This is a genomic window from Yersinia sp. 2466 StPb PI (genome assembly GCF_041538325.1).
GTDB classification, from domain to species: domain Bacteria; phylum Pseudomonadota; class Gammaproteobacteria; order Enterobacterales; family Enterobacteriaceae; genus Yersinia; species Yersinia enterocolitica_E.
In genome coordinates this window covers 713,289-734,499 of the sequence record NZ_JAULSL010000001.1, presented here as the reverse complement: position 1 = coordinate 734,499, position 21,211 = coordinate 713,289, and the positions used below count along the sequence as shown (strand labels likewise).

Below are 21,211 nucleotides of genomic sequence, written 5' to 3'. Positions count from 1 at the left end.
AGAATTAAAATTTATATTACTGAGCTGTTTTTAAGTTTGAACTACTTTGCACAGTTCAGAGAAAATCAGCCATCGCCAGCGTAGATGAGCACCGACAGTTTGGGCACGGCCAGCGCACAGCCCCCGGAGCGTACACGCAGTACGTGAGGAGGGCGAGCACTGCCCGGGTTCAAAATGGCACGCTCAGCTTAGCTGAATGACTTAAAGCATATTCTTACCGTAATCCATTGGGGATAGATTGAAATATGTCGCTACCGTCTGCCCAATATCAGCAAAGGTCTCACGATGCCCAAGCGATCCTGGTTTGACTTTCGGGCCGTAAACCAAGACCGGAATGTGCTCACGGGTATGGTCAGTGCCCGGCCAGGTTGGGTCACAACCGTGGTCAGCCGTCAGGATCATGATGTCATCCTCTTTTACCAGCGCCATCAACTCAGGCAGGCGGCGGTCGAACAGTTCCAATGCAGCAGCATAACCAGCAACGTCGCGACGGTGACCGTAAGAAGAGTCAAAATCCACAAAGTTAGTGAACACGATAGTGTTATCACCGGCTTTCTTCATTTCTTCTATCGTGGCATCAAATAGCGCATCCAGACCGGTGGCTTTCACTTTCTGAGTGATACCCACATGCGCATAGATATCGGCAATTTTACCGATAGAAACCACTTCCCCCCCCTTCTCATCCACCAGTTTTTTCAACATGGTTGGTGCTGGCGGTTCAACGGCCAGATCATGGCGGTTACCGGTGCGTTGGAAGTTACCCGGCTTGTCACCAATAAACGGACGCGCAATCACACGGCCAATATTGTAGCCACCTTCGGTCAGTTCTTCGCGGGCAATTTCACACAGCTCATACAAGCGATCCAGGCCAAAAGTTTCTTCGTGGCAGGCAATCTGGAACACCGAGTCCGCCGAGGTATAGAAAATCGGTTTGCCGGTTTTCATATGCTCTTCACCCAATTGGTCAAGGATAACGGTCCCACTTGAGTGACAGTTACCCAGATAACCCGGCAGGTTGGCCCGTTTTACCAGTTTATCCAACAGTTCCTGTGGGAAACTGTTTTCGACATCACTGAAGTAACCCCAGTCAAACAGCACCGGCACCCCCGCAATCTCCCAGTGGCCTGACGGTGTATCTTTACCGGAGGATAACTCACTGGCATAACCATAGGCACCAATGATGTCTGCATTCTTATCCAGCCCAACTGGGAATTTACCGGTGGACTCTTCGGCAGCTTTCCCCAACCCTAAACGACTCAAGTTTGGCAGCGTCAATGGGCCACTACGACCAACGTTAGCTTCACCACGGGCGCAGACCTCAGCAATGTGGCCCAGTGTATCGGCCCCTTGGTCACCAAATTTGTTAGCATCGGCGCTGGCACCAATACCAAATGAGTCCAATACCATAATAAATGTACGTTTCATTATTTTCTCCTGCGTGGGTTCACGCTCTGGGGCAGCTACGTTCATTTGCTCCCCCATGTAATTAATCTGTTTTTGCTAACATTTGCCGTCGAAAGCAAATAGCGTCAATAACAAAAGTATGGCGTTTATTCAGTAATACGGCGATAGATAACCGGTGTTTCTTCCGGCGCTTTGTCACCCAAGGTGATCGCCGCACGTAGTGCGTCTGCTGCCTGCTGCCAGTCGTCTTCGTTATTGGCATGAATCACCGCTAATGGCTGCTGGCCATCAACACCAGTCCCCAGACGTGCCATTTCAGTGATACCAACACTGTAATCAATAGGATCAGTTGCCCGCCGACGACCACCGCCGAGGGAAACCACCGCCATACCCAGCGCACGGGTATCCATCGCGGTAACAATGCCGGCTCGTTCAGCAAAGACCGGTTTGCTCAGCGTGGCTACCGGCAGGTAGCTGTCATAGCGCTCAACGAAATCACTTGGGCCTTTTTGCGCCGCCACCATGCGACCAAAGAGTTCTGCTGCTTTACCGTTATCCAGCACCGCCTGTAACTTGGATCTGGCGTCAGCATCATCTTGCGCCAAACCACCGGATAACAGCATCTCAACGCACAGCGCCATCGTCACTTCTAACAAGCGTGGATTACGATATTCACCCGTCAGGAAGCGCACCGCTTCGCGCACTTCAACCGCATTACCGGCGCTGGAAGCCAACACCTGATTCATATCAGTCAATAGTGCCGTCGTTTTACAACCCGCGCCGTTAGCCACACTGACAATGGCCTGTGCTAAATCGGCAGATAGTTGATATGTCGGCATAAAAGCACCAGAACCCACCTTCACATCCATCACCAACGCATCCAGCCCCTCAGCCAGTTTCTTCGCCAAAATAGAAGCGGTAATCAGTGGAATGGAATCTACAGTGGCGGTGATATCACGGGTAGCGTAGAAACGTTTATCTGCCGGTGCTAATGAGCTGGTTTGACCAATGATGGCGACACCGACGTCCTGAATGATTTTACGGAACGCATTATCATCGGGGAAAATATCAAAACCGGGTATAGCTTCCAGTTTGTCCAAGGTTCCGCCGGTATGGCCCAAGCCACGGCCAGAAATCATCGGCACATAGCCACCACAGGCTGCGACCATCGGGCCAAGCATCAGTGATGTCACATCACCCACGCCACCGGTAGAGTGTTTATCCACGATGGGGCCGTTTAGATTAAGGCTCTGCCAGTTGAGCACCGTGCCAGAATCACGCATTGCCATAGTAAGTGCCACGCGCTCCGGCATGCTCATGTCATGGAAATAGATGGTCATCGCCAAAGCAGCAATCTGCCCTTCGGAAACCACATTGTCGCGGATCCCATTGATAAAGAAACGAATCTCTTCTTCGCTCAGTGGCTGACCGTCGCGTTTTTTACGGATAATTTCTTGTGCCAGAAACACAGCATCCCCCTGACCTAAATAAGGATAAAAGCCGCACGGCAGGCTAGTCGCCCGCAGCGCATCGGCTAAACTCAATGATTGCGATAATGATTAGTAACCGCTACTTTTGCTATCACTCTGATGGCCCAGCGTGGTTAATAAGCTGGCTAACAGACTGGATGCGCCAAAGCGGAAGTGGCGGGCGTCGGCCCAACCCTCACCCATCAATTGATCGGCCAGTTGCAGGAATTGCGCGGCATCTTCGGCAGTACGTACTCCGCCCGCTGGCTTAAAGCCGACGGTTTTACCCACACCTAAATCACGGATAGTGCTCATCATAATACCCGCACTTTCCAATGTGGCATTGACCGGCACTTTACCGGTGGAGGTTTTGATGAAGTCCGCGCCAGCTTTAATAGCAATTTCAGAGGCTTGACGGATCAAGTGCTCTTGCTTTAACTCACCGGTCTCTATGATTACTTTCAGTAATACATTCGCGGCAGCGCAGGCTTCTTTGCACTCTTTTACTAATTCGAAGCCGACCTTATCATTACCCGCCATTAAGGCGCGGTAAGGGAAAACCACATCCACTTCATCAGCACCATAGGCAATGGCGGCACGGGTTTCGGCCAGTGCAATAGCAATATCATCATTGCCATGTGGGAAGTTGGTCACTGTCGCAATACGGATTTCAGGGGTACCCTGCTCGCGCAACGTTTTACGCGCAATAGGAATAAAGCGGGGATAAATACAGATTGCCGCCGTGTTACCGGCAGGGCTTTTTGCCTGATGACACAGCGCGATAACCTTATCATCGGTATCGTCGTCATTCAGGGTAGTTAAATCCATCAAACTCAGTGCGCGTTTGGCATAATCGTTAAGATTCGCGCAGGCGGTTAAATCGGTCATAAAACTCTCCAACACTATTTCAGCCCCAGCACCTTGCCAGAACTGAGCATCTATTTATGAGCGGACAAAGAGACCGTACCGGCATCTTTGGTGATTAAAAGTCCCTCTCAGTAGGCGTAATTGTTGCAGTCAGGCAAATAACATAGCCCTAATGAGAAGGTTCTAAGCTCAATACGTTGGCGAGCGGACTTGGTTCCTTGAAGATAGCCCCTATGGGTGGCAATTGAGATCCATCTCACCGCACTAACTACTTGGTCATTGCTTACATCACTGATGCAATGAGACTCCATACACACTTTAGGCTTTCATTCCGAAAGCCAATAACACTATTTGAACACGTTATCGGCAGCTTAGGTGTGTTCAAATTCACACTAATCAATAGTAACTTGTAACGAGACGGAATTATATGTGATTAGAGTCACAAAATAACCTAATTTATAGCTTTCTGACCACGATACGCTCACTCGCTTCAAGAATAGCCTATGGGCAGGAATACGCAGTATTGTAGGCCTGAACCATAAAAAATTAAGCGTCAGCGGCGCAGACAGTTTGGGTGCGGACAGCGCGCAGGGACTGGAGCGTACACGAAGTAGGTGACAAGTCCCGAGCACTGCCCAATCCCAAAATGGCAAGTCAAGCTAGCCTAATTATAATGCCAGGAAGAAACCGGCGATCGTCGCACTCATCAGATTCGACAATGTGCCTGCTGCTACCGCTTTCAGGCCGAAACGCGCGATATCGTGACGGCGGTTTGGGGCCATGCTACCCAAGCCACCCAATAAGATGGCAACAGATGACAAGTTGGCAAAACCACACAGCGCGAAGGAAATAATAGCCTTAGTGTGCTCGGAAAGAACCTGTAAACCCGCGGCTTTGACTAACTCTTCTGCCTGGAGATACTGACCGAAATTCATAAATGCTACGAATTCGTTAACGATAATCTTCTGGCCGATAAATGAACCAGCCACCATCGCTTCACTCCATGGGATGCCTATCAAGTAAGCAATCGGCGAGAATACCCAACCCAGAATCAACTCTAGCGAAAGTTGTGGATAATCAAACCAGCCACCAATCCCACCCAGAATACCATTGAGCAGAGCAATCAAGGCGATAAAGGCCAGCAGCATTGCCCCTACATTCAATGCCAGTTGCATGCCGGAAGCCGCGCCAGATGCCGCTGCATCAATAACGTTAGCCGGTCGTTCATCTTCAGCAATCAAGGTTGTAGCATCAACGTTATCGTGCGTTTTTTCAGTTTCCGGCACCATCAGTTTAGCAAACAGTAACCCACCCGGCGCTGCCATAAAGGAAGCAGCAATCAGATATTCCAATGGTACCCCCATTTGCGCATAACCGGCCAATACTGAACCGGCAACGGAAGCTAAACCGCCGCACATTACCGCAAACAGTTCAGATTGGGTCATGGTGGCAATATAAGGGCGCACCACTAACGGCGCTTCAGTTTGGCCAACAAAGATATTAGCTGTGGCAGAAAGGGATTCAGTACGTGAAGTGCCCAGCAACTTTTGCAAACCACCGCCCAATACCTTAATAACGATTTGCATGATGCCAAGGTAATACAGAACGGCAATCAATGATGAGAAGAATACAATTACTGGTAATACTCGCAGGGCGAATACAAAGCCGCCACCACCAAAAACTTCAAACATTTTGTCAGAAACCAAACCGCCAAAAATAAATGAAATCCCCTCATTACCGTAGGCGATAACGTTAGCGACTCCTTCTGACATACCGCCCAGAATGCGGCGCCCGATGGGCACATATAATACCAGCGCACCAATAGCGATCTGGATAATAAATGCACCAACAACAGTGCGGATATTAATCGCCCTATAATTACTTGAAAGAAGTACGGCTATTAATATCAGTACTGCCATTCCAACCAGACTCATTAGCATGTCGCTATCCCTAATAGTGAAATCATTAATTAAATTGAAATAATTTTCGGGGGATTATACCGACATGAAGGCGCTATCAAATAATCTCTGTCACAAATAAACACAACTAAAAGCAACCGAATCAACGTAAGTGTGACGATAGTCACATTAAAAAGCGAAAATAAAGAGATCACACAAATTATTAGTATGGTTTGTATATTCCCGGTGGTGATTTAAAGTGGGCAGCTATCGGCGGGCGGTAATCGGAACAAACGTTGACTATTCGCTAACAACTGGCTGGCAATCTGTTGTGGCGCTTCAGAGCGTAGCTGACACAACACGCTGAACACATCAGCAGCCCGCTCGGGCCGGTTTGGCTGCCCCTGAAAACCGGCTAACGGCATATCTGGCGCGTCGGTTTCCAGCAGTAATGCGGAAAGAGGCAATGCGGCCATGACACTCCGGGTTTTCTGTGCCCGCACATAAGTAATGGTCCCACCCACACCAATATAATAACCCAAGCGAATAAATGCCTGCGCCTGCGCCAGGCTACCGGCGAAACCATGTACAACACCGGTGCGCGGCAACGCCGTTTTACGCAGCACCGAGGCTAATTGGTCATGGGAACGGCGAGAATGCAGAATAACGGGGAGATCATGCTGTTTAGCCAGCTTAAGTTGGGCCTGCAATAGCGCCAACTGGCGTGGTAACTGCGGCTCATCCATATAAAGATCCAGGCCAATTTCCCCCACGGCCACCAGCTTGTGAGTTTTGTTCGCCAGATAGGATACCAGTGTCGCCAAATCGGCCTCTTGATGTTGAGCGATATAAAGTGGATGCATGCCGAGTGCGGCAAAAAGGGGCGGATAGTTCGCAGCCAAGGCTAAAATACGGGGAAAATAAGCAGCACCCACCGCAGGAACAATCAATTGCCTGACATTCGCCTGAGCCGCAGTGACTAAACTGGCCGCTTCAGCACCACTGAATGGAGGGAAATCAAAGTGACAGTGGGTATCGATAAAATAAGCTTTATCGCTAAGATTCACTATCTGCTCACTCACTTCTACCATTAGACGGTATCACCTTTGTTTTTTGCCACACTGGCAGGCAAAATTATCTCTACTGGCAAGGGCTTTCTATTGGTATTCGTCGGAATAATCAACCCATTGTCACTCACACTCATCTGAGCCGGTAGGCCATAGTGAGTGGCGGTCACTGAATCCGCTGGTGTAATGATATCCGGCGTTTGAGTAATATCAAATGAAGAGTCATCAGTATCAATTAGCTCTGCCATATCATCTGGTTGATTAATATCTTGTGGCTGAATGATACGACGTGAAAGTGAAATCGAGGTTTTCTCCCCATTGATTCCAGCCTGATCCCGTTGATCTTGCGGTAATAGCCAGTGCCCGACGGTAGCCAAAAAATAGCGACCACAACGGCGGCCTAAATGATAATCACGATTTAGTGCCGCGACCCGGCTCCCCAGTGCATTACTGGCAAGTGGCTTAGGCGGAAAAATTTCGAAAATACGCAGGTCACCGGGCGGCTTTTCAATAAATTGCTGAATACGGTGATAGCTCTGCTCATGTTGCTGCATAATCCGCACCAGTTGTTGCAAACTGCTTTCACTCAGCCAATGTTCCATCCGCTTCATCCATTGCGGCGTGTAATAGGCCTGCGACGGTACAGTCCGAATCACCACAATAGTATCAGCGCCACGGCGGTAGGCTTCCTCCACTGGGATGGCATCACTGATGCCACCATCCTGATAACTGATCCCCCCCAAATCTACCCCCTGACGGTATAAACCAGGGATAGCACTGGACGCTTTAATGGTCGGCAGCCAGCTTTCTCGAGTGGGGGAAATATAGGTGGGTTCAAAATCATCACTACGGCAGGCACACATTAAGAATTCACGGCCATTGCGTAAATGCTCTTCAGCATGATCCATGGCCAGAGGCAACTGCTGGGATGTGATATCCACCAACCAGTCGAGATCAATTAAGTGGCCACCACGCACAAAACGTAATGGGTTAAAGAAATTAGCGGTGGTGGTGTAGCGGGTTATGACGCGGCGAGCGTAACCGGGTTGACCGCAGATAAAGGCAGATAGATTTTGTGCACCGGCAGAGGTGCCAATCATCAGATCAAAAGGGTTAAAGCGGGCGCGTTGAAATTCATCCAGCACACCGGCTGTAAAAATTCCCCGCTGCCCGCCTCCCTCACAAACCAACGCCATTTTTCCGGGTTGGTATGGTTTATAGGCGAGTGGCTCAATATTACCGAGCGTGATAGGTATTCTGTATCCCACCATCTATCCTTAATTCGTTACAACAGGTGCCGAGGATACCCCGTCTTACCCTTTGCTGTAACCCTCTCGCCTGACTAAAGGCGCTTACGGCCTGTAAACAGACTGATGAGGAATAGGACAATACCCACTACGAAGACGACTTTTGCGGCCCAGGCTGCCGTACCAGCTAGCCCACCAAAACCTAATGCCGCAGCGATTAAAGCAATAATCAAAAATATAATGCCCCAGCGAAACATAAGCCTCTCCTTCCCGTTTTAAAAAATGGCTTTCTACCCGTCATACTTCAAGCCGCAGGAGTGTTAGCTGCACTCAATCACCCGAATCACTTACCAATGTAAGCTCATCGGTACTCACTCGCTTGCCGCCTTCCTACAACTCGAATTATTTAGGGTATGTAAACTCGCGTTCAAAAATCACTCTTTAACAGTAGCGTATTTGACAGAAGTCGTATTATTTGGATTTGTGGATGAGTTATTTGGCTGACAAACTTATTAACGGGTATCCCGTGGATTATTTTATTTCCCCACGAAATACCCATCAGCCGATAATAATTAAGGTTTGATACTCAGATCATTTTTAACGCTTTTCACGCCATCAACGGCTTTAGCAATACTTTCAGCACGTTCGGACTGAGCTTTATTCTCAACACTACCTGATAACTGCACCACACCTTCGGTGGTTTCTACTTTCACTTTACGTGAGGGTACGATGTCATCAGCCAGCAATTTGGCTTTGATTGAACTGGTTGTTGCAGCATCGCCAGCATATTCACTGACTGATTGTGATTTCTGGTCTTTCACATGCAGCTTATCGCTGACAGATTTAACGCCTTCAACGTTTCCGGCAATTTCAACGGCAGTTTCAGCTTCAGCCTGAGAAGTCACAAAACCAGTCAGAGTGACCACACCATGGTTGGTTTCAACAGAGATATCAGTGCTTTTAAGAGATTTCTCTTCCAACAGAGCGCTTTTCACTTTAGCTGTTGCAGCGCTGTCACCCATGTAGTTATCGACTTTCTTCATGGAGCTATCGAGTTTCGCGCCGGTGCTGTCTACTACGTTGTTTGTCTTATTGAGCATGGTGTCTTCAGCGAACACGCTACCACTCATAAGTGCAGTACCTAAGACAATAGCCATCATTGAACGGGCAAATTTTGTATTTGTCATCGATTTCTTCCTTTGTCGTTATAAACCGTAAAGGGTTATGAAACTTAACTTGTTATAACACCCAAACTTACGGATTTTACGCCACCCAGAGAGGTGACCAGTTGATGAATACTTTACGATTACTACAGGTTATTTGACCTAAAATTGATGCACGTCAATCCTGCGTGTACCTATAAAGATAGAGCATCTCAGAATAAATACAGTCGGAATCGCCCTAAAGCCGGATTTTTATGATTAAGTAGGAGTTATCCTAAGGAGGAAATAGTGAAGACAATTAATGAATCGGGGTACCCTGTACCCCGATAGAGTGCGGCTTGGCGGGTGATTAATGTTCGCGAGTTTTACGGAAATTCACTTCCGGGTAACGTTCTTGCGTAATATTAAGATTTACCATCGTTGGGGCGATATAGCTCAAGTTATCACCACCATCTAATGCCAGATTAACCTCATTCTTACGTTTAAACTCTTCGAACTTCTTCACGTCATCACATTCAACCCAACGGGCAGTAGAGACGTTAACTGATTCATACACCGCTTCCACGTTGTATTCACTTTTCAGTCGTGAAGAGACCACTTCAAACTGTAGAACACCGACTGCGCCAACAATCAAATCGTTGTTGGTCAACGGGCGGAACACTTGCACCGCACCCTCTTCTGACAACTGAACCAGACCTTTTAGCAACTGCTTCTGTTTCAATGGATCACGCAGGCGAATGCGGCGGAACAATTCAGGGGCAAAGTTCGGTATGCCGGTGAACTTCATATCTTCACCCTGGGTGAAGGTATCGCCAATTTGAATGGTACCGTGGTTATGCAAGCCAATGATATCGCCAGCAAAAGCTTCTTCTACATGAGAACGGTCACCAGCCATAAAGGTCAGTGCGTCTGAAATTACTACGTCTTTCTTGGTTCGCACCTGACGCAGTTTCATCCCTTTCTCAAAACGGCCAGAAACCACCCGCATAAAGGCAACACGGTCACGGTGTTTCGGATCCATATTTGCCTGAATTTTGAAAACAAAACCGGTAAATTTGGGTTCAGCAGCAACCACTTCACGGGTATCGGTTTTACGTGGCATCGGGGCCGGAGCCCATTCAACCAAGCCATCCAACATATGATCGACGCCGAAGTTACCCAAAGCGGTACCGAAGAACACCGGCGTTAAGTCACCAGACAAGAAAGCATCATGCTCGAATTCATGAGAAGCCCCCTGTACCAGCTCCAGTTCCTGACGGAACTGTTTAGCCAAGTCCTCACCTACCGCTGCATCCAAGTCTGGGTTATTCAGCCCTTTGACGATGCGCACTTCCTGAATGGTGTGGCCTTTACCCGTCTGATAGAGATACGTTTCATCTTTATAAAGGTGGTAAACCCCTTTAAACAACTTACCGCAACCAATCGGCCAGGTGATTGGTGAACAAGCAATTTTCAGCTCACGTTCCACTTCATCCAGCACTTCCATCGGATCACGAATATCGCGGTCCAATTTGTTCATAAAAGTGAGGATTGGTGTATCACGCAGACGGGTTACTTCCATCAGCTTACGGGTTCGATCTTCAACCCCTTTTGCCGCGTCAATCACCATCAGACAGCAGTCCACGGCGGTCAGAGTACGGTAAGTGTCCTCGGAGAAGTCTTCATGCCCCGGGGTATCGAGTAAGTTAACCAGACAACCGCCATACGGAAATTGCATCACCGAGGTGGTGATGGAGATCCCGCGTTGCTTTTCCATTTCCATCCAGTCTGATTTGGCATGATGGCTTGAGCCACGGCCTTTTACCGTACCGGCGGTCTGAATTGCGTGTCCGAACAACAACACTTTTTCGGTAATGGTGGTTTTACCGGCATCGGGGTGGGAAATGATCGCGAAAGTACGTCTTTTCGCGACTTCCAGTGCGTATTCACTTGGAGACATAATTTGAGATTTCTACTTTTAAGCCGCCCTGCTCTGGGCCTCATATCCTATTGATATGCGGGTCAGGCAAAGCGAGGCATTGATTGTGGCGCTATACCCTGCTTATTGGAAATTGCAGCAGGCTTAGCGGCAACTCCTATCACGTCGGGTATAAGTGGCTATAGCGCGGTATTTTCTCTGATTTATGCGAGATAGACAATTTATTCAAGACAAACAGTCGTTATTCAAGACAAACAGTCATTATTCACGACTGACAATCGGCAAAACGGGGCTATCCCATCGGCAGCGCCATCATAATGGCATCTTCACGCCCATCGGCACTTGGGTAATAGTTGCGCCGCACAGAAACCTCGTTAAAGCCTAAGCTCTCATAGAGGGCGATAGCCCGTGCGTTTGAAGCCCGCACCTCAAGCCAGAGAGTGACGATATCACGTGTTGCCAACTGCTCAATCAGATGTTCAAGCAGTAAACGGCCATACCCCTGTCGCTGATAGTGCGGATCGATGGCGATATTAAACAGCGTCGCTTCATCCAACACCATTTGGGTAATGGCGAAACCGACCATTTGTTGACTGACACTCAACTTAAAATTGAGATAGCGCTCCCCTTGGTTACTGACCAGGGTTTTTTCCGTCCACGGGAAAGCGTGGCTGGCTTGCTCAATTTTGTACGCTGTGGCCAGATCGGCTGGCGTCAGGATAGAAATCTGCTTCATGGTGACAAATCTGCTGCCAAAGTGCGCGCTTAGCGCTCGCGTCTTGATAAAGTCCGGCCAATGCCGGGCTGTGTAACTGCGCGCCAGCGACCGCAAGCGGTTCACTGATGCCCAATCGCCAACTGTTGCACTGCGTATCTTCCGGCAACATTGCAACCCTGTCCGGCGTCAGTGCATAAGCCTGACGCGGCGTGAGACCCAAGCTGTGCAACACATCACACAACAGGGGATCATCATATTCAGGAAGCAGGTGTGCCACAATCAGCAGTCGGGTATCTTCGGGTAAACGAACTGCGATTTCACCCTGCAAGACGGCCGGGCGGCGCAATGTCCACTGCGTAATGCCTAGCTGTTGTAACAGCAAGTCTCGTCTTGATGCCATGCCATTTCCTGTCAGAGCGACCCGTATTTCGACGCTATGCTAGCAAACCCATCGAACATGCGCCAACAAACCTCTATAATCCCCGATCATATTATTAAGGAGCCAAAGACTGATGTCAGCATTAACCCCAGCCAGTGAAGTGATACTGCGCCATAGTGATGAATTTATAGCCCGCCATGTGTTGTTTGCCGGTGATTTACAAGATGCGCTGCCAGCGCAGTTTGATGCAGCCGGGGTACGGGTTCATACCAATCAATATCACCACTGGCAATTACTGAGCAATACGCTGGAAGAGAATGTGCAATTCGGTCTTTTGGCCACTGCCGACATAGTGGCTAACTGCGATACGCTGGTTTATTACTGGCCGAAAAGCAAACAGGAAGCCCAGTTCCAATTGGCTAATCTCCTTTCGTTATTGCCTGTCGGCACCGATATTTTTGTGGTGGGTGAGAACCGTAGTGGCGTGCGCAGTGCAGAAGAAATGTTATCTGAATTTGCGCAGTTGACTAAAATCGACAGCGCCCGCCGTTGCGGTCTGTACCATGGCCGGTTGGATAAACAGCCGGAATTTGATGCCGATGCCTGGTGGGAAAGTTACCAAGTGGGCGATGTGACAGTTAAAACATTGCCTGGCGTATTCAGCCGTGACTCGCTGGACTCCGGCAGCCATCTGTTACTGTCTACGTTCAGTGAGCCATTTAAAGGAAATGTGCTGGATGTCGGCTGTGGTGCAGGTGTGCTGGCCTCTGTATTGGCGCAGCAATCACCTAAAATCAAATGGACCCTGAGTGATGTCTCTGCGGCCGCTATTGAAGCCAGCCGAGCAACATTAGCGGCGAATAACATCGACGCGCAGGTGATTGCCAGCAATGTCTATTCCGACATTAAAGGCCGCTTCGAGATGATTATTTCGAATCCACCGTTCCATGATGGTATTCAAACCAGCCTGACTGCGGCGGAATTGTTGATCCGCGGCGCAACAGCTCACCTGCATGTCGGTGGTAAATTGCGGATAGTGGCGAACTCCTTCCTGCCTTACCCTGCACTGCTGGATGCGGCATTTGGCAGCCATGAAGTGCTGGCCCAGAATGGCCGTTTTAAGGTGTATCAGGCAACTGTCGGGCGTGCGCCACGAGACTCCAAGAAAAAACGTTAAAACTAGGCGTTAAGATGGGCCATCCCTTCCGCGCCGTAGCGTTCACCCGCTGCGGCATGGAACGGGAATACTGCATCCAGTGCTGCCAGCTCTTGCGGGCTGAGTGCCAGATCGAGTGCCGCCAGATTCTCTTCCAGATAAGCACGCCGTTTGGTCCCAGGGATTGGGACAATATATTTCCCCTGCGCCAATACCCAGGCCAGCGCCAGTTGAGAGGGTTTAACCCCTTTCGCGCGCGCCATTTCCACCACCGCATCGGCTAATACCAGATTCATGGCAAAATTATCCCCCTGAAAACGCGGGTTATGACGGCGAAAATCATCAGCAGCCAGATCTTCCGGGCGGCGTAACGCTCCGGTCAAAAAACCGCGCCCCAGAGGGCTATAAGCCACAAAACCCACACCTAACCGTTCGCAGGTCGCCAATACAGAGGATTCCACATCTCGTGTCCAAAGTGAGTATTCACTCTGTACTGCGGTAATTGGATGCACCTGATGGGCCTTCTCTAATGTTGCCGCTGAGACTTCACTCAAACCGATATAACGTATTTTACCGGCAGTGACCAAATCAGCCAGAGTGCCAATCACATCTTCAACCGGTACACTCGGGTCGCCACGATGCTGGTAATAAAGGTCAATAACATCAACACCCAACCGCTTCAGGCTACCGTCAACAGACTTACGAATATAATCAGGCTGGCTACTGACGCCCCGCACTGTCGGGTCAGTCGGATCACGTACAATACCAAATTTAGTGGCCAGAAAGACCTGATCACGTTTGCCTTTAATGGCGCGTCCAACCAACTCCTCATTGGTAAACGGGCCATACATGTCAGCGGTATCGAGTAAAGTCACCCCCAACTCCAGCGCGCGATGTAACGTCGCAATGGATTCATTCACGTCCTGATTGGTGGAGTAAAAGTCACTCATCCCCATGCAGCCAAGCCCCAGCGCTGAGACTAGCGGGCCATTCGAACCTAATTGACGTTGTTGCATTGTGATATTCCCCGTTAATGATGTCGGAAGAAAGTGTGGTTGTTTAGCGAGGAAAGATAAATAATGCAGATTGCTCATTACTGTTCAAAAAACACCAACAATGGACGAGTGCAATCATGGACCAAATACAAGCTATGCGGATATTTGTCCGTATTGTTGAATTAGGTAGCTTCAGTCGCGCGGCGGAGAAACTACAATTGCCCCGTGCAACGGTCAGCCATACCTTAAAACGGTTAGAGCAGCGCTTAGGCGTGCGTTTATTGGTGCGCACCACCCGGCAAGTGAATATCACCGCGGAAGGCACACTGTATTACCAGCGTTGTTTGCAATTACTGTCGGCGTTTGAAGAGGCTGACTCGCTGTTCAGCCATCAGCGGCTGCAACCGGAAGGGAAAGTACGCATTGATATGCCACATTCGCTAGCCCGCAATGTGGTTATCCCCGCACTAAATGACTTTTATCAGCGTTATCCCCATATCACGCTGATTCTCGGCGCGAATGACAGTACCATTGACCTGATGCGTGAAGGTGTCGATTGTGTTTTGCGTGCATGGCTGCCCCATGATGAACAATTAGCAGCACGTAATATTGGTCAGCAACCACAGATAACCTGTGCGTCACCAGCTTATCTCGCCAGATATGGTGTTCCACAGTCCCTCGACGACCTGGCCGGCCATCAAGCGGTGGGGTATTTCTCACAGATCGATGGCCGTGATTACCCATTAGAATTTGTTTATCAGGGGAAAGTTGAAAGCCGCACATTACCTGGCATCTTGAGTGTCAATGGTGCCGATGCTTATATCGCAGCCGGTGTCGCAGGCCTAGGATTGATTCAAGCTCCCACGCCAGGTATTCAGAGCCAATTAACCCAAGGCGAACTGATTGAGGTGTTGCCCCACTGTCCACCACCGGCCATGCCGCTGTTTATTATGTTCCCTGCGGGGCGTTTTCTTGCCCCTAGAGTAAGAGTGCTGATTGACTGGCTGATTGAACTGTTTTCCGATTATCCACAGTTATCACCAACACAACCAAGCGGGCGTTAAAAACTAAAAATACTTCTGTAATCAAATCAATTGCTCAACATATGATGCTTTTTACAGCAAACGTCCCGCTTAGGGGAAATAAGTATTGACCTGAACGCGAAAATCTCTAGAATTCGCCTCCGTAGTTGCTTTATAAAAGTGATGTTCCGGTACGCGATGGTGGCGGAATTGGTAGACGCGCTAGCTTCAGGTGTTAGTGTTCTTACGGACGTGAGGGTTCAAGTCCCTCCCTTCGCACCAAACATACTTTTCTTGGCGATTCGTAGTATATCCCCAAAGTAATTGGTATTGCAGGCAGCAAACAAACCCAGATAGGCTTACTCCGGTAAGTGATTGAGGTTTAATAGCCTGTGGCTTCAAGTACGAGGGGAGATTTATATTGCACAGCACATGCGATGGTGGCGGAATTGGTAGACGCGCTAGCTTCAGGTGTTAGTGTTCTTACGGACGTGAGGGTTCAAGTCCCTCCCTTCGCACCAAGCTGGTGATATAAATCCTAAGCTTTACTTTTTTAAGATATACCCAAAATAATTCGAATTGCAGAAAGGCGGCAAACGAGTGAACTCCCAAGAGCTTACACCAGTAAGTGACTGGGGTGAACAAAGGCAGCCAACGCACATGTAGTTTGAAGTATGACGGATATAGCAGTAAGAAATCATTTGGGCGATGGTGGCGGAATTGGTAGACGCGCTAGCTTCAGGTGTTAGTGTTCTTACGGACGTGAGGGTTCAAGTCCCTCCCTTCGCACCACAATGATTTCAAAAGCACAGTAATACCTCTCTTCTGGCAAGACCCCTTCCTAAAATACACGTAAATACCTGTAATACAGAAAATTCAGCCAATGCTATTGGGTTCAATGCATCCCACTGTGCATTAACACCGCCATCAGTCCACCCAACAGCGCCAGACATGATGGCAGCAATAAGAAATGCCGTAACCGCGCGTGATACAACATGCTAACCGTGGCTAGCATGGCGAGCACAATCAGGATACGTAACTGACCGACGGTGATATCAGCCCATCCCAAAACCGGTAGTAAAGCAAAAGGCAGCAATATTCCCCAACCACTAGACATACCACGGCTCAATAACCCACTGATCCCACACCAGCGATAAGCGGCTAATCTGGCTGTAATCATAACAACGGCCACAATTGATAATGATAACCAATATCATATATCACTCTATCGTAGTCTGCACTATGAAGTTGTTAGCAGCGGACAGACAGCGACAACATCAAGTTAAGAAACATCATGATGACAGGCTGAAACAAAAATGGTAATTTTGGTTAAGAAAATTCCTAAAACGATACTAAAACGCTTCAAACAAAAATAATTACTAAGAAAAACTATTTATCGTGATGCCTAAATAATAGGGCTTCATGAGGATATTGTTTATTTGTCTACTGACAGCACGACATTATGCAGAGTGAATTGAATATGAATAGCCATTCCTACGATCAGCTTCTGAAAAGTAAGCATCGGCTCTCTTTACTGCTTTTTTTATTTCTTAATGCGTCGTCTTCTATTTTTAGTATGATATTACCGTCACCTGAAACGCCAGCAGTGACATTACCGATAGTACTGATCACGGTTATCAGCCTGAGCGCAGCAACTTATCTGATTTTTATTTCGAAGAATTATGCCAATAAACTGAATTTATTTTCAATAATCATGGGCGTGCTTTGGGCCTGGCAAATCATTCTTAAATACGAATATTTGGGTAATAATGAAAATAACTACTTACTACTCAGCCTGTTTACGATTTTCTTTATCAGCACCATAGCCCTGTCTGATAATTTCCTTGCTTTTTGTCTACACAGTGCACCAGCAGCATTAACCGTTATTTTACTCGACGATTTTCAAAATATTTTCCGTATTGTATTCACCATCATGCTGCCACTGATTGGTTTCTCCTTACATCATTTGATGCTACGTCGTAGCGATGACTTTACCCGAAAACTTGTCGCACGCCTTTATAATGAAAGGGAAAAATTCAGTGATTTAAGCATGATAGACCCCTTAACCAGTTTGTATAATCGCCGGGGTCTGGAGAATAAACTTGAAACACTACTGGCTCAGTCTCCCGGCAATCATTACGTATTGTTGCTCGATATCGACCATTTTAAAGCTTATAACGATAACTATGGTCACACGATGGGGGATCAAGCACTGGTACGTGTTGCGGCGGCTATCCGTGATGCTGTTCGTTCACGGGATATCGTGGTGCGCTACGGCGGCGAAGAGTTTTTAGTGTTACTGACTCATGTGAGTGAAGAGTATGCAAGCCAGCTTGCTGAGCGCGTGCGCCAACGGGTTTTAGGACTTGATATTCCACATGTTTTTAACCATAAAGTTTCTACAACCGTGACATTGAGCGCAGGTATTTCTCCTCTGCAAGCCTATGATCTGGCCTCCTCGCTTAAAGCCGCGGATGAAGCACTTTACCGGGCCAAAAAAGATGGCCGGAATAAAGTTGCCTTTGCCGGAGAGAAATTATCAAACGTTGAATCGTCACCTTGATTAAATGACGCGGTACAAACTCAATTATTATTTTCATCGATAATGGTTGAGTTTAATACTGCGATATTATATTTCACTTTCATTATGTTATTAAACCTTGTCATTGCATCTAAAAAAAATAAATCACTAGCTCATCTGCTGGCAGATAACATCTATTTAAGCGAATCATCCTTCCGCACAGTTGAACATAATTAGCGTTTAAAACTGTAAATTGCGCTATTACCCCCAGTTCAAATACCCATCCATCATCCAGGCAATGTTGCTCAATGTCTCAGGGTAATCTGGCCCATATTCGTATATCACAATACATGTACAATAATGATTATCATTTATAGAAAGAAAAACCATGCAGGAAGAGTATTGCGAATCAGGGTCTGGAGCTTATCACTGTTTTTTACTATAACGGATTATTTTGTTGCTTTGCTAAACCGATTCTTCTACTTTTAGCAGCAAATAGGATTGAAGAAAACAGGGGTTTATCATGGAAAATACCATTTGGGTTTTAGGTGATGCTGTAATTGATTTAGTTCCTGAAAATTCAAATAATTACCTTAAGTGTCCAGGTGGTGCACCTGCCAATGTGGCGGTCGGCATCGCCCGATTGGGCGGTAAAAGTGCCTTTATTGGCCGGGTTGGGCAAGACAGTTTTGGTCGTTTTATGCAGCAGATATTACAACAGGAAAACGTCGATACCCACGCGATGACACAGGATCCGCTGCACCATACCTCTACAGTTGTGGTGGATTTAGATGAGCATGGCGAACGCACTTTTACATTTATGGTGACACCGAGTGCCGATCTATTCTTACAACCAGATGATTTACCTGAATTTAAAAACAATCAGTGGCTGCATTTGTGCTCTATTGCCTTAAGCCAAGAGCCGAGCCGTAGTGCCGCCTTTGAGGCGATGCGCCGTATGAAAGCCGACGGTGGTTGGGTCAGCTTTGATCCCAATATCCGTGCCGATATCTGGCGCGAACCACAAGCGTTGCTCCCCTGTCTGCAACAGGCGCTGTTATTGGCCGATGTAGTGAAACTGTCGTTGGAAGAACTGAACTTTATCTGCCCAGATCAGGATATTGCTGGCGCAATGGAACAGTTGATGGCCGACTATTGCTGCAAATTGCTACTGGTAACACTGGGTGCCAATGGCGTTTGGGTGCATAACCGCCATCGTCTGCAAAAATACCCGAGTAGGAAAATCACCCCAATAGACACGACTGGCGCGGGTGATGCCTTTGTCGCTGGGTTGCTGACAGCATTGGCACGGCTACCAAATTGGCATTTAGGTGCAGATCTCACCGCCGCCATCGATCAGGCGCAAGCCTGTGGTGCTTTAGCCACCAGCGCTAAAGGAGCAATGACTGCGTTACCTAATGCTCAACAGTTGCGGCATTTTCTCCAACCCGACCACTAACTGCATAAATCCTCTTCCGCATAAACCATTTAGGATGTCGCCTTTGACAGGCAGGCATCCGTCCCTCTTCCTACCTGTCACTCTTTTTGCTAAACACCCAGCATGTTAGCGCCTGCTACATGCATTATCGCGCGCGCCCTCTTCCTGCTCATCGCCTTATTCGTCTCAAAAAGTCATGCACTTTGCAGTCTGGATCACAATAGCTGAATCGGGTTAGCAAAATGTTTTGCTAATCCCAAAGGATCCCCCTTATGTTAGCCATGAAAAACCGGTTTAGCTGTTTAGCATAAATACAATCAATCACATACCGAGTGATATAAAATGATGATAAAACCAAGCTATCTTGCTGTATCAATAGGACTTATCCTTTCTTGTGCAGCGACAACCACCTCTGCAGCCTCACCCTCGTCTTCCTCAAACATGGATATTGAAGCCCGCCTCAATGCGTTGGAGCAACGATTACAACAAGCGGAACAGCGGGCAAAAAATGCAGAAACACGCGCCGAAATTGCCGAAAAACAGGCACAAAAGCTGGAAACTCGAACGCGTCAGGCAGAAGAAAAGACCGTTCAGGTGGCTAAGCGCACAGATAAACTGGAAAGCAAAACACAGGATGGCAACGGTTTTGAGTTTCATGGTTATGCCCGTTCCGGCCTGCTAATGAACGACTCTGGCACCGGCACCCAAGGTGGCCCGTATGTTACGCCAGCCGGCAGTACCGGAGGGGCAGTTGGCCGCTTGGGTAATGAGACAGAAACTTATGTTGAAGTCAATTTGGAGAAAAAGCAGAAGCTGGATAACGGTGCCACCACCCGCTATAAAGTGATGCTGGCTGATGGTCAGCGCAGCTATAACGACTGGACAGCCGACAGCAGTGACCTCAATGTGCGCCAGGCATTTGTCGAACTTGGCACCCTGCCAACCTTTAACGGTATTTTTAAAGACAGTACATTGTGGGCCGGTAAACGTTTCGATCGCGATAACTTCGATATTCACTGGCTGGATTCCGACGTGGTATTCCTTGCCGGTACCGGTGGCGGTATTTATGACATCAAATGGACCGATAACCTGAAGAGTAACTTCTCGTTATATGGCCGTAATTATGGTGAGATCGAGAATGTTAATAGCGATATCCAAAGCTATATTTTCACTGCCAATAACTATAGCGGCCCCTTCCAGTGGATGGTGAGCGGGTTGCGCGCCAAAGATAATGAGGCGCGCCAAAATAGCGGTGAAGCCGTTAATACTAATGCCACAGATAAAGGTATTCACAGCATGTTGGCCTATCACGGTGACAGCTTCTATGGGCTACGTGATGGTACGTCAAAAACCGCGCTGCTGTACGGCCATGGTTTAGGGGCTGAAGTAAAATCTATCGGGTCCGATGGCAACTTAACCAGCAGCGCAGATACCTGGCGTTTGGCGACTTACGGCACCACCGCATTAAGTAAAAACTGGAGTCTAGCCCCAGCAATATTGGCGCAACAAAGTAAGGATCGTTATGTCTCGGGCGATAGCTATAAGTGGATAACATTCAACACCCGCCTGATTCAGGAAATCACCGAGAACTTTGCATTAGCTTATGAAGGTAGTTATCAGTACATGAATCTGGATCCGCAGGGCTATAAGGATTATCACAAAGTCAGTGGCGGTTTCTATAAATTGACCTTCGCCCCAACCTTTAAAGCTGGTGATATCAGTAATTTCTTCAGCCGACCAGAAATACGGGTGTTCGCCACCTATATGGATTGGAGCCAAGATCTGGATAACTACGCCAAGGATGATTCCTTCGGTAAAGATGGTTTTGCCGCCGGTGGGCAATGGAACTTTGGTATCCAAATGGAAACCTGGTTCTAACTATTACGCACCGCGGTAATCACGACGAATACCGCCTGCTGCCGTGACGATCCTCGGCATGCAGGAATCAA

Annotated in this window: 18 protein-coding genes and 3 tRNA genes; 8 read left to right on the top strand and 13 right to left on the bottom strand. The window is 48.1% G+C overall.

All coding sequences use genetic code 11. The features are described from left to right. Positions 1-201: 201 nt before the first annotated feature. The 11 genes from deoB to Q2T72_RS03295 form a co-directional block, all read right to left on the bottom strand. Positions 202-1,425 (bottom strand): phosphopentomutase, encoded by a 1,224-nt coding sequence (gene deoB, locus Q2T72_RS03345; RefSeq protein ID WP_042568600.1) that lies wholly within the window; start codon positions 1,423-1,425, stop codon positions 202-204. 125 nt (positions 1,426-1,550) lie between these two features. Further along, entirely contained in the window at positions 1,551-2,873 is a 1,323-nt protein-coding gene (deoA, locus tag Q2T72_RS03340; protein WP_083160688.1) for a thymidine phosphorylase, read from the bottom strand. A 90-nt stretch (positions 2,874-2,963) separates the two neighbouring features. Then, the gene (gene deoC, locus Q2T72_RS03335; protein WP_050072495.1) at positions 2,964-3,761 is read right to left on the bottom strand and encodes a deoxyribose-phosphate aldolase; all 798 of its coding nucleotides are present in this window, start codon (positions 3,759-3,761) and stop codon (positions 2,964-2,966) included. Between the two features lie 647 nt (positions 3,762-4,408). Then, a complete protein-coding gene (locus tag Q2T72_RS03330; protein ID WP_372557945.1) occupies positions 4,409-5,680 on the bottom strand; it encodes a NupC/NupG family nucleoside CNT transporter in 1,272 nt (423 codons plus the stop codon). Positions 5,681-5,892: 212 nt separating this feature from the next. Next, positions 5,893-6,729 (bottom strand): TatD family hydrolase, encoded by an 837-nt coding sequence (locus Q2T72_RS03325; RefSeq protein ID WP_372568643.1) that lies wholly within the window; start codon positions 6,727-6,729, stop codon positions 5,893-5,895. Next, positions 6,729-7,976 carry a patatin family protein gene (locus Q2T72_RS03320; RefSeq protein ID WP_083160694.1) on the bottom strand — a complete coding sequence of 416 codons (1,248 nt, stop codon included), beginning with the start codon at positions 7,974-7,976 and terminating at the stop codon, positions 6,729-6,731. The genes Q2T72_RS03325 and Q2T72_RS03320 overlap by 1 nt, the downstream gene beginning before the upstream one ends. A 71-nt stretch (positions 7,977-8,047) precedes the next feature. After that, positions 8,048-8,209 carry a DUF1328 domain-containing protein gene (locus Q2T72_RS03315; protein ID WP_004876076.1) on the bottom strand — a complete coding sequence of 54 codons (162 nt, stop codon included), beginning with the start codon at positions 8,207-8,209 and terminating at the stop codon, positions 8,048-8,050. A gap of 315 nt (positions 8,210-8,524) precedes the next feature. Then, a complete protein-coding gene (gene osmY, locus Q2T72_RS03310; RefSeq protein ID WP_083160696.1) occupies positions 8,525-9,139 on the bottom strand; it encodes a molecular chaperone OsmY in 615 nt (204 codons plus the stop codon). Positions 9,140-9,464: 325 nt separating this feature from the next. Next, positions 9,465-11,054, bottom strand: a complete 1,590-nt coding sequence (prfC, locus tag Q2T72_RS03305) for a peptide chain release factor 3 (RefSeq protein ID WP_005191790.1) — start codon at positions 11,052-11,054, stop codon at positions 9,465-9,467. Positions 11,055-11,325: 271 nt separating this feature from the next. After that, positions 11,326-11,769 carry a ribosomal protein S18-alanine N-acetyltransferase gene (gene rimI, locus Q2T72_RS03300; RefSeq protein WP_083160698.1) on the bottom strand — a complete coding sequence of 148 codons (444 nt, stop codon included), beginning with the start codon at positions 11,767-11,769 and terminating at the stop codon, positions 11,326-11,328. Then, positions 11,714-12,151, bottom strand: coding sequence for a DNA polymerase III subunit psi (locus Q2T72_RS03295; protein ID WP_083160700.1), 438 nt, complete (start codon positions 12,149-12,151; stop codon positions 11,714-11,716). The genes rimI and Q2T72_RS03295 overlap by 56 nt, the downstream gene beginning before the upstream one ends. A gap of 112 nt (positions 12,152-12,263) precedes the next feature. Here Q2T72_RS03295 and rsmC point away from each other — a divergent pair, with 112 nt between their 5' ends. Continuing rightward, positions 12,264-13,307, top strand: coding sequence for a 16S rRNA (guanine(1207)-N(2))-methyltransferase RsmC (rsmC, locus tag Q2T72_RS03290; protein ID WP_372568642.1), 1,044 nt, complete (start codon positions 12,264-12,266; stop codon positions 13,305-13,307). 2 nt (positions 13,308-13,309) lie between these two features. Here rsmC and Q2T72_RS03285 read toward each other — a convergent pair whose 3' ends face one another. Next, the gene (locus Q2T72_RS03285; RefSeq protein ID WP_083160704.1) at positions 13,310-14,302 is read right to left on the bottom strand and encodes an aldo/keto reductase; all 993 of its coding nucleotides are present in this window, start codon (positions 14,300-14,302) and stop codon (positions 13,310-13,312) included. A 116-nt stretch (positions 14,303-14,418) separates the two neighbouring features. On the opposite strand from Q2T72_RS03285, the gene Q2T72_RS03280 reads away from it, so the two are divergent. The 4 genes from Q2T72_RS03280 (at position 14,419) to Q2T72_RS03265 (ending at position 16,095) form a co-directional block, all read left to right on the top strand. After that, positions 14,419-15,345 carry a LysR family transcriptional regulator gene (locus Q2T72_RS03280; protein WP_372568641.1) on the top strand — a complete coding sequence of 309 codons (927 nt, stop codon included), beginning with the start codon at positions 14,419-14,421 and terminating at the stop codon, positions 15,343-15,345. A gap of 153 nt (positions 15,346-15,498) precedes the next feature. Beyond that, positions 15,499-15,585: transfer RNA gene (locus Q2T72_RS03275), tRNA-Leu, on the top strand. Positions 15,586-15,737: 152 nt separating this feature from the next. Next, positions 15,738-15,824: transfer RNA gene (locus Q2T72_RS03270), tRNA-Leu, on the top strand. 184 nt (positions 15,825-16,008) lie between these two features. Next, positions 16,009-16,095, top strand: a tRNA-Leu gene (locus tag Q2T72_RS03265). A gap of 103 nt (positions 16,096-16,198) precedes the next feature. Here the strand turns inward: Q2T72_RS03265 and Q2T72_RS03260 are convergent. Then, a complete protein-coding gene (locus Q2T72_RS03260) occupies positions 16,199-16,483 on the bottom strand; it encodes a DUF1435 domain-containing protein (protein ID WP_193784732.1) in 285 nt (94 codons plus the stop codon). Positions 16,484-16,765: 282 nt separating this feature from the next. Between Q2T72_RS03260 and Q2T72_RS03255 the strand changes: the two genes are divergently transcribed. From Q2T72_RS03255 to Q2T72_RS03245, 3 genes are all read left to right on the top strand, one after another. Beyond that, the gene (locus tag Q2T72_RS03255) at positions 16,766-17,866 is read left to right on the top strand and encodes a GGDEF domain-containing protein (protein WP_083160708.1); all 1,101 of its coding nucleotides are present in this window, start codon (positions 16,766-16,768) and stop codon (positions 17,864-17,866) included. 481 nt (positions 17,867-18,347) lie between these two features. Next, positions 18,348-19,283: an aminoimidazole riboside kinase gene (locus tag Q2T72_RS03250; protein ID WP_083160711.1), complete on the top strand. Its 936-nt coding sequence runs from the start codon at positions 18,348-18,350 to the stop codon at positions 19,281-19,283. A 321-nt stretch (positions 19,284-19,604) separates the two neighbouring features. Beyond that, positions 19,605-21,140: a carbohydrate porin gene (locus tag Q2T72_RS03245; RefSeq protein ID WP_083160713.1), complete on the top strand. Its 1,536-nt coding sequence runs from the start codon at positions 19,605-19,607 to the stop codon at positions 21,138-21,140. Positions 21,141-21,211: the final 71 nt, after the last annotated feature.